Below are 12,527 nucleotides of genomic sequence, written 5' to 3' on the forward strand. Positions count from 1 at the left end.
CATGCTTGAAACATTAAAAAAAGAAGTGCTGGCTGCCAACCTGAAGCTTCAAGAGCATCAGCTGGTAACCTTTACGTGGGGAAATGTCAGCGGCATTGACCGTGAAAAAGAAAGAATTGTCATCAAACCTAGCGGAGTCGAATACAGCGACCTTACAGCAGATGACTTGGTTGTTTTGAACCTTGATGGAGAGGTCGTCGAAGGCTCGCTTAAGCCTTCTTCAGATACACCTACCCATGTTTATCTATATAAAGCCTTTCCGAATATCGGGGGAATTGTCCATACCCATTCCCAATGGGCGACAAGCTGGGCGCAATCGGGCAGAGACATCCCTCCGTTAGGCACGACCCATGCTGATTATTTTGACAGTGCGATTCCATGTACTCGAGAAATGTATGATGAAGAAATCATTCATGACTACGAACTGAATACAGGAAAAGTCATAGCGGAAACCTTTCAGCATCATAACTACGAACAGGTGCCGGGTGTGCTCGTGAATAATCACGGACCGTTCTGCTGGGGCACTGACGCCTTAAATGCCATTCATAACGCAGTTGTATTAGAAACGGTTGCCGAAATGGCCTATCACTCTATTATGCTGAACAAGGATGTAACCCCAATCAATACAGTCCTGCATGAAAAGCATTTTTATCGAAAACACGGAGCAAATGCGTATTATGGCCAGTCATGATACGCCTGTGTCACCAGCCGGCATTCTGATTGACTTGGACGGTACTGTATTCAGAGGAAATGAGTTGATCGAAGGAGCAAGAGAAGCGATCAAAACGCTTAGGAGAATGGGAAAGAAAATCGTCTTTTTAAGCAACCGGGGGAATATCTCCCGTGCCATGTGCAGAAAAAAACTTCTTGGCGCGGGGATTGAAACGAACGTAAACGACATTGTTCTGTCATCAAGCGTGACAGCGGCTTTTCTGAAAAAACATTATCGTTTTTCAAAGGTATGGGTGCTTGGGGAGCAAGGCTTGGTTGACGAGCTGAGGCTGGCCGGCGTGCAGAACGCGAACGAACCGAAGGAAGCGGATTGGCTCGTGATCTCCCTTCATGAAACGCTCACGTACGAAGATTTAAATCAAGCCTTTCAAGCGGCTGCCGGCGGCGCTCGTATTATCGCTACAAACAAAGACCGCTCTTTTCCGAACGAAGACGGAAATGCCATTGATGTGGCTGGAATGATTGGGGCGATAGAGGCTTCCGCACAAGCGAAGACTGAACTTGTTGTCGGAAAGCCGTCATGGCTGATGGCGGAGGCTGCCTGTACAGCAATGGGACTGTCCGCACATGAATGCATGATTATAGGAGACAGCATTGAATCTGACATTGCGATGGGGAAGCTTTATGGCATGAAAAGCGCCTTAGTGCTTACTGGTTCTGCGAAACAGGGCGAACAGCGTTTGTACACGCCGGATTATGTGCTGGATTCTGTTAAGGATGTAACCAAATTGGCTGAGGAGGGGATTCTGATATGAATCGTATCGCAGCTGACGTTCAGCGTGCTTTTGAACACGCCGGAGAAAAGACGTTGCCTATAAAAGTTGAAGAAATTGTTCTCGGTAAGCAAGCAGCTGATTCGCTTTTGGATTATGTAAAACGAAAAAACTACAAACATATTGTCCTTGTTTGCGACGCGAATACACACCGCATTGCAGGAATTGATTTAGAAAACCGACTGAATCAAGCAGGATTTCAGGCCGAGTGCCTGATCATTCCAGAAAATGAAGCCGGAGATGTGACAGCTGATGAACGATCGCTCATTCATGTGCTGATCCATACGAAACAAACAACGGATGTCATGATCGCAGTCGGTTCGGGCACGATTCATGATATCGTCCGCTTTGCGGCGTTTCAAAGAGATTTGCCGTTTATTTCTTATCCGACTGCTCCATCTGTAGACGGTTTTACATCAGCAGGGGCGCCGATTGTTTTATACGGTACGAAAACAACCATTCAAACGAAGGCCCCGTCTGCACTGTTCGCTGATCTGGATCTATTAAAAGCGGCACCGCAGTCAATGGTGGCGGCTGGATTTGGTGACATGCTCGGTAAAATAACGTCTTTAGCAGATTGGGAAATATCCCGGCATCTTGCCGGCGAGCCTTATTCGCCAGCAGGAGCTAAGATTGTTCAGGAGGCGCTTGCTGCCTGCATTGAACACACAGAAGACATTGCGATGAAAACGGAAACAGGCATACGGGTTTTGATGGAGTCTTTACTTGTATCGGGGCTTGTCATGCTGGCATTAGATCATTCCCGCCCGGCATCAGGCGGAGAGCATCATATTTCACATTGGATTGAGATGGAATTAATGGAGAAAAAACGGCCGCAGATTCTTCATGGGGCAAAGGTGGGCTGTGCAGCTGTTTTATTAACTGACACATACAGAAAGCTCGCTAAGGATGACGGGCTGAACGAATTTTCACCGAGCCGGCGGCAAGCCATCCAATCGGCTTATCAAACTCTCCCGGAAGGAGAAGTGCTGGCTGATTGGCTGAGATCAGCCGGAGGCCCTGCGTATTTTGACGAAATCGGTGTCGGGCAGGATTCCGTCAAGAATGCCTTCAGACACGCGCACACCTTAAGAGACCGCTGCACCGGATTAAGAATCATTAATGAAAACAAAACGCTGATCAACCATGGTCTATATGAATAGCCCGCACCTCGAATGGAAGGGGTAACGCAGATGAAAAAAATGACTGTCTGTTTTCTTGTGCTCATGATGCTGCTGACATTAGTCATTGCCGGGTGTTCAGCAGAAAGATCATCCGGGAAGTCGGGTGAAACCGAGCTGACCTTTTGGACATTTAACGGGCTTCATGAGCAGTTCTATGTGGAAATGGTGAAGGAATGGAATAAAAAATATCCTGACCGCAAAATTAAGCTGAATACGGTCGTTTATCCGTATGGACAAATGCACGATAACTTGTCTATCTCCTTAATAGCGGGAGAAGGCGTCCCTGATATTGCCGATGTTGAATTGGCCCGTTTTTCAAACTTTTTGAAGGGCTCTGACATACCGCTTGCCGACTTGACTCCGCTGATTGAAAAGGACCGCGATAAATTCGTTGAGGCGCGGCTGACCCTGTACAGCAAAAACGGCAAGCTTTACGGACTCGATACGCATGTAGGAACAACAGTCATGTTTTATAACATGGATGTTATGAAGAAAGCCGGCGTCAATCCTGACGATATTAAAACATGGGATGATTACCATAAAGCCGGACAGAAAGTGCGCAAAGTGACCGGGAAGCCGATGGGAACGGTGGAAACAAATGATTCCGGAACGTTCTTATCTATTATTTCACAGCAAAACTCAGGCTATTTTGATAAAAACGGCAAGCTGATCCTCAATAATGACACCAACGTAAAAACACTTCAATATTTAAAAGACATGATCAATGATAAAACGATGATTCCTGCGCCGGGCGGCGGGCATCACAGTGAAGAATACTACGGCTTTATGAACCAAGGAGGAGCTGCTTCAGTCCTCATGCCGATTTGGTATATGGGAAGATTTATCGATTATATGCCTGATCTGAAAGGGAAGATTGCCATCAGGCCGCTCCCGGCATGGAAAGAGGGAGGCGACCGCTCGGCAGGTTTGGGCGGTACGGCAACCGTTGTGCCGAAGCAAGCCAAGCATGTTGAGTTAGCAACAGAGTTTTTAGCCTTTGCGAAGGGCTCTAAAGAAGGAAACAAAAAGCTCTGGAGCGTACTTGGGTTTGACCCGCTTCGCTGGGATGTCTGGAGCTCCAAGGAATTGAAAGAGAAAAACAAATACACGGATTACTTCCAAAACGGAACAGGCATTTTTTCCGTGCTGCTCGATATCAAGGATGAAATCAATCCGATTTATTTACATGAGGATTTTGCCAAGGCTTCAGACCTTGTCAACAGAAGCGTGTTGTTCGACGCACTTAAATCTCAGCAAAAAACGCCTAAACAAGCCTTGGACAGAGCGGCAGGTGAACTGAAACAGAAATAGAATCCCATTCAAAAAGTGAAAGCGGGGAGGTTCTCATGAAACCTGTGAAAACAGGAACGGTTCATCCCGTTCCTTCAGCTGCGAAACAATCAGGCTGGCGAGATCTATTTTATTCAAAAAAAGCGGCGCCCTATCTGTTTACAGCGCCATTCGTTTTATCCTTTCTCGTATTTTTTCTATACCCCATCATTAGTGTCTTCATCATGAGCTTCCAAAGAATTTTGCCGGGAGAGGTGTCCTTTGTCGGATTGTCTAATTATACAGCGCTAAACAACCCGACGTTCTATACCGCCCTTTGGAATACGCTGGAATACACCTTTTGGACGCTAATCGTGCTGATTCCTGTCCCATTGCTTCTGGCCATATTCCTGAATTCAAAGCTGGTCAAATTTAGAAATATATTTAAATCAGCATTATTCATCCCGGCATTGACCTCCACCATTGTCGCGGGGATCATTTTTCGGCTGATCTTCGGAGAAATGGAAACGTCTCTGGCCAATTCCATCCTACTCAAACTCGGCTTTTCACCTCAGAACTGGATGAACAATGAACATACCGGCATGTTTTTGATGGTGCTGCTTGCTTCATGGAGATGGATGGGAATCAACATCCTTTACTTTTTAGCCGGTTTGCAAAATGTGCCGAAAGAGCTGTACGAAGCCGCTGATATAGACGGCGCGAATACAATGAAAAAATTTCTGCACATCACGCTGCCGTTTCTCAAGCCTGTAACCGTATATGTGCTGACCATCAGCATCATCGGCGGCTTCAGGATGTTTGAGGAAAGCTACGTCCTTTGGCAGAATAATTCCCCGGGTAATATTGGTCTGACGCTTGTCGGATATTTGTATCAGCAGGGACTTGCCTACAACGAAATGGGGTACGGAGCAGCCATCGGCATCGTGCTTTTGATTGTGATCCTTGTTGTCAGCCTGATTTCATTAAAGCTGTCAGGCTCGTTTAAGGGGGAGGGATAAATGTTGCGGCACAGTCCTCAGTTCAGCGTTTACAGAATCGCACTAACCCTGTTTTTTATGATGCTGAGCCTATTGTATCTTTTTCCGATTTTCTGTTTGCTTTTAGGATCATTAAAGCCCTCATCTGAGCTTTTGCGTGTGGGGCTCAATCTCGACATTGATCCTAAAGTAATGAGTCTTGATAATTATACATTTCTGTTTAACGGCGGAAGCATTTATTTCAAATGGTTTTTTAACAGTCTTGTACTTGGGCTTTTCACAACCGTGCTTACCCTGTTTTTTTCTTCGATGATCGGGTACGGGCTTGCGGTTTATGATTTTAAGGGCAGAAATATCATCTTTGTTCTTGTGCTGATTATCATGATGGTTCCGCTGGAAGTGATGATGCTTCCTCTGTTTAAGCTTACCGTCGGACTGCACTTGATCGATTCATATACAGGTGTCATATTGCCGTTTATCGTTTCACCTGTTGCCGTTTTCTTTTTTAGGCAATATGCTCTTGGCCTTCCAAGAGATCTGCTGGACTCTGCAAGGATGGACGGCTGTACGGAATTCGGCATCTTTTTCAGGATTATGGCACCGCTGATGAAACCGGCTTTCGGTGCGATGATTATCCTTCAGTCCTTAAACAGCTGGAACAACTTCTTGTGGCCGCTGATTGTGCTTCGGTCGAAAGAAATGTTTACGCTTCCAATAGGGCTGTCCAGCTTGCTGAGCCCTTATGGAAATAATTACGACATGCTTATATCCGGCTCAGTATTTGCGATTTTGCCGGTGATTATCATTTTCTTGTTTTTCCAAAAGTACTTTATCTCCGGCCTGACGGTAGGGGGAGTCAAAGGTTAATGAAGGAGGAAACGTGTGATGAAAAAAGCGCGAATGATTGTAGACAAAGAATATAAAATCGGTGAAGTAGATAAACGGATTTATGGCTCGTTTATCGAACATATGGGTCGTGCGGTATATGAAGGCATATACGAGCCTGATCACCCTGAAGCGGATGAAGATGGGTTTAGAAAAGATGTTCAGTCGCTGATCAAAGAATTACAGGTTCCCATCATCCGCTATCCGGGCGGAAACTTTTTATCCGGATACAACTGGGAGGACGGTGTCGGACCAGTCGAAAACCGCCCGAGACGGCTTGACTTGGCATGGCAAACGACAGAAACCAATGAAGTGGGAACAAATGAATTTTTATCTTGGGCCAAAAAGGTGAACACTGAGGTCAATATGGCCGTCAACCTCGGCACAAGAGGCATAGATGCCGCCCGTAATCTCGTTGAATACTGCAACCACCCGAAAGGCTCTTACTGGAGTGATTTAAGAAGATCGCATGGCTATGAACAGCCGTATGGCATCAAAACATGGTGCTTAGGAAACGAAATGGATGGACCGTGGCAGATCGGCCACAAAACAGCTGATGAATACGGACGGCTTGCCGCAGAAACAGCAAAGGTCATGAAGTGGGTTGACCCATCAATTGAACTCGTTGCCTGCGGCAGCTCAAACAGCGGCATGCCGACCTTTATCGATTGGGAAGCGAAGGTGCTGGAGCATACGTATGAGCATGTCGACTATATCTCTCTTCACACCTACTACGGAAACCGGGATAACAATCTGCCAAACTACTTGGCACGTTCTATGGATTTGGATCATTTTATCAAATCAGTCGCTGCGACCTGTGACTATGTAAAAGCAAAAACACGCAGCAAGAAAACAATTAATCTTTCTCTGGATGAATGGAACGTCTGGTACCACTCAAATGAGGCTGATAAAAAAGTCGAGCCGTGGATCACTGCGCGTCCGATTTTAGAGGATATTTACAATTTTGAAGATGCCTTATTAGTCGGCTCTCTGCTCATTACGATGCTGCAGCACGCAGACCGTGTGAAAATTGCGTGTCTTGCACAGCTTGTCAATGTCATCGCGCCGATCATGACGGAAAAAGGCGGAGAAGCATGGAGACAGCCGATTTTCTATCCATACATGCATGCTTCTGTTTACGGAAGGGGCGAGTCACTGAAACCGCTTATTTCCTCTCCTAAGTACGATTGTTCTGATTTCACTGATGTGCCATATGTTGATGCTGCTGTTGTGTACTCTGAAGAGGAAGAAACACTCACTATTTTTGCGGTAAACAAGGCTGAGGATCAGATGGAGACGGAGATTTCGCTCAGAGGCTTTGAATCCTACCAAATCGCAGAGCACATCGTACTTGAGCATCAGGATATCAAAGCGACAAACCAGCATAACAGAAAAAATGTCGTTCCGCATTCCAACGGAACATCGTCTGTCAGCGAAAACGGCTTAACTGCTCATTTCACGCCGCTTTCCTGGAATGTGATCCGCCTGAAAAAACAGTCATAAGAGAAGCTAAGCCGGAGATTTCTCTCCGGCTTGTCTTTCAACTGCCACGAGCCGGCCCGTTCAAGCCGGCTTTTTGTATAGGAAAAAATGACCGCTTTTCACCATGAAATTATGATATATTTATGAAAAACAGCAAAGGGGATGGGAGAAAATGAATGCGGTTACAATTGTGATAGCATCAATGTGTATTTTGGCTATTGCCTATCGTTTATACGGAACATTTATGATGGTGAAGGTTCTCAAAGTGAATGATGACAAGCCAACACCTGCTCATGCGCTTGAGGATGGGAAAGACTATGTGCCTACAAATAAATGGGTTTCGTTCGGCCACCACTTTGCCGCGATCGCAGCGGCCGGGCCGCTGGTCGGACCAATTCTGGCGGCGCAGTTTGGCTATTTGCCGGGATTATTGTGGCTGTTAATCGGGGCGGTAATTGGGGGAGCCGTCCATGATATTGTGGTGTTGTTTGCATCGATGCGCAAAAACGGAAAATCGCTGTCGGAAGTGGCGAAGGATGAGCTTGGCCCTGTTGCAGGATTTTGTACAGGACTGTCCATGCTGTTTATCATCACGATCACAATGGCGGGCCTGTCGATGGTTGTCTTGCATGCGCTTGAACGTAATCCATGGGGAACATTTGCGGTAGGGATTACGATTCCGATTGCGATGGGTGTGGGCTTATTTTATAAGAAAACGGGAAATTTAAAGCTCGCTTCAACGGTCGGCTTTCTCTTTTTAATGGCAGGAGTCTTTATCGGTCCGTGGGTACAGACTACCGCGCTCGGTGACTTTTTAACGCTAGATACGAAAGCGCTTGCAATCGCGCTTCCTGTTTATGCATTTTTTGCGGCTGCGCTTCCCGTTTGGCTGCTTCTGGCTCCGCGTGATTATTTAAGCAGCTTTATGAAAATCGGTGTTTTTATCGCTTTGATTGTTGGTGTGTTTGTCGTCAATCCGTCTATTCCGTTTCCTGCGTTTACAGAATTCGTAAAAGGCGGCGGGCCGGTGCTGGCAGGACCTGTCTGGCCGTTCATCTCAATAACCATCGCCTGCGGGGCGATCTCTGGGTTCCATGCCTTTGTCGGCTCAGGAACGACACCGAAAATGCTGAATAAATGGAGTGATATGAAGCCGGTTGCGTTTGGCGCAATGCTTGTTGAGTGTCTTGTCGGCATCATGGCGCTGATTGCAGCGACCGCTTTACAGCCTGCTGATTACTTTGCGATTAACAGCACGCCTGAGGTTTTCCGTACGCTTGGCATGAATGTCGTACATTTGCCTGAATTGAGCAGGGAAATCGGTTTGGACTTAGAAGGAAGAACAGGGGGAGCCGTTACGCTTGCGGTGGGAATGACTTATATTTTTACCGGAATGCCGTTTTTCAGCCATTTGGCCTCATACTTTTTCCAATTTGTCATTATGTTTGAAGCGGTCTTTATTTTAACAGCGATTGACGCCGGCACACGTGTCGCCCGTTATTTGATCCAGGACTTCTTCGGGGAGGTGTATAAGCCGCTGAAGAAAACAGACTGGATTCCGGGCTCTGTATTTGCCAGCGCGCTTGCCTGTTTGATGTGGGGGTACTTGCTGTATTCAGGAGATATCGGTTCCATTTGGGCGCTCTTCGGCGTTTCTAATCAGCTGATGGCTTCAGTGGGGCTGATTATCGGAGCGACGATCGTGCTGAAAATCGCCGATAAACGCCGGTACATTCTGACCTGTCTTATCCCGCTTGCCTATTTATATGTCACTGTCAATTATGCGGGCTATTGGATGGTGCGCAATGTGTATCTCAATCCTGAAGCAGCAGGATATAGTGTATTGAATGGCGTATTATCTATCATCATGCTGGTGTTAGGCTTCATCATTATCGTGGCGGCTGTGAAAAAATGGGCGCAGATGTGGAAAGATCCGAGCTTAAGGATGGAAGCGTCTATACCGGGCTAGAAGGACTATTGAAAATGCTGAGAGGGGTTGGCAATGAATCTATCAATGAAATATCTTATTCTATACGTATCGGACAGCAAGCGGGCTATTCATTTTTACCGGGATATTTTAGGACTGCCGATTCGTGCTGAACACGGCACGTATGTCGAATTTGATACAGGGTCTACGATATTGGCGCTTAATACCCGGGAAAGCGCCAGAGACATCACGGCGCTGGACATTCCGGATACATCTGCTTCAAACACATTTGAAATCGGGTTTGTTACTGAAAATGTAGAAGCGGTCATCAAAAGGATGAGAGAACAAGGCGTATCGATTATCGGGGAGCCGAAAGTGAAACCATGGGGGCAGACGGTCGCCTATATCGCTGATCCGGATGGACATTATATCGAAATTTGCAGTCCGATGGAATAACGCACAAAAGCCCAAAACAATGTCTGTTTTGGGCTTTCTCATGATGTTTTGTGCCCGGCTGCTTCTAATAGCAAATCAGCCAGGTGAACGGCTCTGACTTTACCGCTTAGTCCTTCGCGTTCAATGCCGAGCTTCATCTGCAGCAGGCAGCCGGGATTTGCTGTTACAATGAGGATCGCTTCGGTTGCTTTGACGGCAGCCATTTTGCTGTCCAGTATTTTCATAGACATTTCAGCTTCGATGATGTTGTAAATTCCCGCTGACCCGCAGCAACTGTCTGCTTTCTCCATTTCTTTGAATTCAGCACCTTTTATGCTTTTAAGAAGCTGGCGGGGCTCAAGCGACGTATGCATTACATTTCTTAGGTGGCATGAATCTTGGTAGGTAACGACCTGAGGCGTCTCGAGTGCTAGATCCATTTGATGGAAATCGAGTTCAACCAAAACAGAAGAAAAATCCTTCAGCTTTTGAACAAAAGCGGCAGCCCGTTCCGACCACTCAGGGTCATCCTTCAGCAAATGATCATATTCAGTGAGAAAGGCTCCGCATCCTCCTGCGTTTGTAATGACTGCATCCACGTCTAACGCTTCGAAAGCAGCGATATTTTGTTTCGCGAGCTCTTTCCCTGTGTTTTTTTCACCGCTGTGTCCATGAAGCGCCCCGCAGCAAGCCTGTTCAGGCGGAATGACAATGTCGCAGCCTGCCAGCTGTAAAAGCTTCAATGTGGCGTTATTGGTCGGTAAAAACATTGTATCCATTAAGCAGCCCGAAAAAAAGGCGACCCGTTTTTTCATGGGGCCAATGGAAGGCAGGAAACGCGGCCGATGTTTCATGTCTTTGCTTTTTGGAACATCAGGAAGAACAGCTTCCATCGTCCGCAAATGCTCAGGCAGGACTCGAAGCATGCCTGATTTTCGCACAGCGGTTTGCAGCCCTGACCGCTGATATAAACCGATAAGGCTTACAGCTGAGCGCATGCGGTTTTGATGCGGAAACAGCTCGTGAAAAGCCGTCTTTCGCATGACACGTTCACCAAGCGAGTGTTTTTTATTTTGGTGGATAATATCTCTGGCTTCCTCAAGCAGCTGCCCGTATTTCACGCCAGACGGGCATACGGGCTCACAGGCGCGGCAGCCGAGGCAAAGTGACAGCGAACGTTCGACATCTTCATCCGGTTCAATCATACCGTCGGCTACGGCTTTCATTAAGGCGATACGCCCGCGCGGAGAGTGTGTTTCCTGAAATCCCGATTCGATATAGGTCGGACAGGAAGGAAGACAGAAGCCGCAGCGCATACAATTTAATAACTCGCCTTCATCCATACGCTCTTTAAATTCATTTTGGATCTGTTTCATTTCTTTTTCTGTTGTCATCTTTCCGCCACCACACGTTTTCTGGCATCTTTCGCAAACACTTTGCCCGGATTTAATATGTTCCGGGGGTCAAATGCCGCTTTCAACGCTTTCATCGCATCAATGCCTTCTTTTTTCAGCTTCATTTCCAAGTAAGGCGCTTTCATTTCCCCGACTCCGTGCTCTCCGGTTATCGTCCCGCCAAGTTCAATCGCTTTCTCAAAAATCTCGGCAAAAGCCTGTTCGACACGTTCCATTTCATCCTTATTTCTTATGTCTGTCGTGCATGTCGGGTGAAGGTTCCCGTCTCCCGCATGACCAAAGGTGCAGATGGAAATATCATATTTAGCAGCAATATCATTAATCGCTTTAACCATATTGGCGATTTCTGAGCGAGGAACGGTCGCATCCTCTAAAATCGTCGTCGGTTTGAGGCGGGCTAGGGCAGAAAGTGCAGAGCGCCGTGCTTCAGTCAGGGCGAATGCCTCCTCCTCCGTTTGTGCGGTCTGAACGGATACGGCGTCGCCTTTTTTGCAGATCGCCTCAATCTTTTCCATATCCCGTTCAACAGTTTCAAATGGCCCGTCTTGTTCAATTAACAGAACTGCTTTTGCGTTTGTCGGAAGTCCGATTTTGGCATAATCCTCAATCACCAAAAGTGTAGGCTGGTCGAGAAATTCAAGCGTGGCGGGTATGATTTTTGCGGCAATGATGTCTGATACCGTTTGAGCAGCGGCATCGATGTTTTCATATAGGGCAAGCAGTGTCTTCTTTGTTTCAGGCTTTGGAACGAGCTTGACGATTGCCTCTGTCACAATGCCGAGTGTTCCTTCTGAGCCGACAAAAAGACGTGTGAGATCGTATCCGGCCACATCCTTTGCGAGTTTTCCGCCGGTGCGGATGATGTCACCATTTGCGAGAACAACCTCCAGTCCAATAACATAGTCGCGGGTGACGCCGTATTTTAATCCGCGTAGCCCGCCGGAATTTTCATTGATGTTGCCCCCGATAGTTGATATTTTCATAGAACTCGGGTCAGGCGGATAAAATAAACCTTTGCTTTCAACCGCGCGGATCATATCCAACGTAATGACGCCCGGCTGAACTGTGGCAGTTAAATTTTCTTCATCAATCTCAAGAATCTGGTTCATGTGCTTAAAGAGAAGCACAAGTCCGCCTTCAGTCGGGCACGTGCCGCCGCACAGGTTTGTCCCTGATCCTCTTGGAACGATCGGCACTCGATGTTCGCTGCAAATTGTTAAAATGCGTGATACTTCATCAGTATTCCTTGGAGCAATCACGGCATCAGGCATAGACTGATACTGAGGCGTCGCATCATATGAATAGACGAGACGGCCGGCATTCGAGTCATCAAAGTTTTCTGGTCCGGAGATCCGAATCAGCTGCTCCTTTACATCCTTGGTGATCATTTCACCCATCCCCCTGTCAAAAAACGCTTTCAATCTATT

At 47.0% G+C, this 12,527-nt stretch carries 12 protein-coding genes; 10 read left to right on the forward strand and 2 right to left on the reverse strand.

Going from position 1 to position 12,527, the window contains the following annotated elements:
• Position 1 precedes the first annotated feature (1 nt).
• The 10 genes from araD to NSQ09_RS21375 all read left to right on the forward strand — a co-directional run bounded on the left by araD (position 2) and on the right by NSQ09_RS21375 (position 9,706).
• A complete protein-coding gene (araD, locus tag NSQ09_RS21330) occupies positions 2-691 on the forward strand; it encodes an L-ribulose-5-phosphate 4-epimerase (RefSeq protein WP_003229501.1) in 690 nt (229 codons plus the stop codon).
• Positions 669-1,487: a sugar-phosphatase AraL gene (gene araL, locus NSQ09_RS21335; RefSeq protein ID WP_341032643.1), complete on the forward strand. Its 819-nt coding sequence runs from the start codon at positions 669-671 to the stop codon at positions 1,485-1,487. The genes araD and araL overlap by 23 nt, the downstream gene beginning before the upstream one ends.
• Positions 1,484-2,668, forward strand: coding sequence for a sn-glycerol-1-phosphate dehydrogenase (egsA, locus tag NSQ09_RS21340; protein ID WP_144452714.1), 1,185 nt, complete (start codon positions 1,484-1,486; stop codon positions 2,666-2,668). The genes araL and egsA overlap by 4 nt, the downstream gene beginning before the upstream one ends.
• A gap of 30 nt (positions 2,669-2,698) precedes the next feature.
• Positions 2,699-4,000, forward strand: coding sequence for an ABC transporter substrate-binding protein (locus NSQ09_RS21345; RefSeq protein WP_129137831.1), 1,302 nt, complete (start codon positions 2,699-2,701; stop codon positions 3,998-4,000).
• Positions 4,001-4,035: 35 nt separating this feature from the next.
• The gene (locus tag NSQ09_RS21350) at positions 4,036-4,977 is read left to right on the forward strand and encodes a carbohydrate ABC transporter permease (protein ID WP_003229507.1); all 942 of its coding nucleotides are present in this window, start codon (positions 4,036-4,038) and stop codon (positions 4,975-4,977) included.
• The gene (gene araQ / locus NSQ09_RS21355; RefSeq protein WP_017696695.1) at positions 4,978-5,823 is read left to right on the forward strand and encodes an arabinose ABC transporter permease AraQ; all 846 of its coding nucleotides are present in this window, start codon (positions 4,978-4,980) and stop codon (positions 5,821-5,823) included.
• An 18-nt stretch (positions 5,824-5,841) separates the two neighbouring features.
• Positions 5,842-7,344: an alpha-L-arabinofuranosidase AbfA gene (abfA, locus tag NSQ09_RS21360; RefSeq protein ID WP_003222445.1), complete on the forward strand. Its 1,503-nt coding sequence runs from the start codon at positions 5,842-5,844 to the stop codon at positions 7,342-7,344.
• Positions 7,345-7,495: 151 nt separating this feature from the next.
• Entirely contained in the window at positions 7,496-9,292 is a 1,797-nt protein-coding gene (gene cstA, locus NSQ09_RS21365) for a carbon starvation protein CstA (RefSeq protein ID WP_032726361.1), read from the forward strand.
• Positions 9,235-9,423, forward strand: coding sequence for a hypothetical protein (locus NSQ09_RS21370; protein ID WP_100506469.1), 189 nt, complete (start codon positions 9,235-9,237; stop codon positions 9,421-9,423). The genes cstA and NSQ09_RS21370 overlap by 58 nt, the downstream gene beginning before the upstream one ends.
• The gene (locus NSQ09_RS21375) at positions 9,338-9,706 is read left to right on the forward strand and encodes a VOC family protein (protein WP_225510034.1); all 369 of its coding nucleotides are present in this window, start codon (positions 9,338-9,340) and stop codon (positions 9,704-9,706) included. Before NSQ09_RS21370 ends, NSQ09_RS21375 begins: the two co-directional genes overlap by 86 nt.
• A gap of 38 nt (positions 9,707-9,744) precedes the next feature.
• Here the strand turns inward: NSQ09_RS21375 and NSQ09_RS21380 are convergent, their stop codons facing one another.
• Both NSQ09_RS21380 and glcD read right to left on the reverse strand, forming a co-directional pair.
• Positions 9,745-11,079: a (Fe-S)-binding protein gene (locus NSQ09_RS21380; protein ID WP_129137828.1), complete on the reverse strand. Its 1,335-nt coding sequence runs from the start codon at positions 11,077-11,079 to the stop codon at positions 9,745-9,747.
• Positions 11,076-12,488 carry a glycolate oxidase subunit GlcD gene (glcD, locus tag NSQ09_RS21385; protein WP_341032639.1) on the reverse strand — a complete coding sequence of 471 codons (1,413 nt, stop codon included), beginning with the start codon at positions 12,486-12,488 and terminating at the stop codon, positions 11,076-11,078. Before glcD ends, NSQ09_RS21380 begins: the two co-directional genes overlap by 4 nt.
• Between the last annotated feature and the right edge of the window lie 39 nt (positions 12,489-12,527).

Origin of the sequence: Bacillus sp. FSL W8-1202, assembly GCF_038006165.1 — a bacterium.
GTDB classification, from domain to species: Bacteria; Bacillota; Bacilli; order Bacillales; family Bacillaceae; genus Bacillus; species Bacillus subtilis.

Coding starts and splice junctions, on each gene's coding strand:
- NSQ09_RS21345 (WP_129137831.1), top strand. CDS start 2,699: ATGAAAAAAATGACTGTCTGTTTTCTTGTGCTCATGATGCTGCTGACA.
- NSQ09_RS21370 (WP_100506469.1), top strand. CDS start 9,235: ATGGGCGCAGATGTGGAAAGATCCGAGCTTAAGGATGGAAGCGTCTAT.
- cstA (WP_032726361.1), top strand. CDS start 7,496: ATGAATGCGGTTACAATTGTGATAGCATCAATGTGTATTTTGGCTATT.
- abfA (WP_003222445.1), top strand. CDS start 5,842: ATGAAAAAAGCGCGAATGATTGTAGACAAAGAATATAAAATCGGTGAA.
- egsA (WP_144452714.1), top strand. CDS start 1,484: ATGAATCGTATCGCAGCTGACGTTCAGCGTGCTTTTGAACACGCCGGA.
- NSQ09_RS21350 (WP_003229507.1), top strand. CDS start 4,036: ATGAAACCTGTGAAAACAGGAACGGTTCATCCCGTTCCTTCAGCTGCG.
- araQ (WP_017696695.1), top strand. CDS start 4,978: ATGTTGCGGCACAGTCCTCAGTTCAGCGTTTACAGAATCGCACTAACC.
- NSQ09_RS21375 (WP_225510034.1), top strand. CDS start 9,338: ATGAAATATCTTATTCTATACGTATCGGACAGCAAGCGGGCTATTCAT.
- araD (WP_003229501.1), top strand. CDS start 2: ATGCTTGAAACATTAAAAAAAGAAGTGCTGGCTGCCAACCTGAAGCTT.
- NSQ09_RS21380 (WP_129137828.1), bottom strand. CDS start 11,079: ATGACAACAGAAAAAGAAATGAAACAGATCCAAAATGAATTTAAAGAG.
- araL (WP_341032643.1), top strand. CDS start 669: ATGCGTATTATGGCCAGTCATGATACGCCTGTGTCACCAGCCGGCATT.
- glcD (WP_341032639.1), bottom strand. CDS start 12,488: ATGATCACCAAGGATGTAAAGGAGCAGCTGATTCGGATCTCCGGACCA.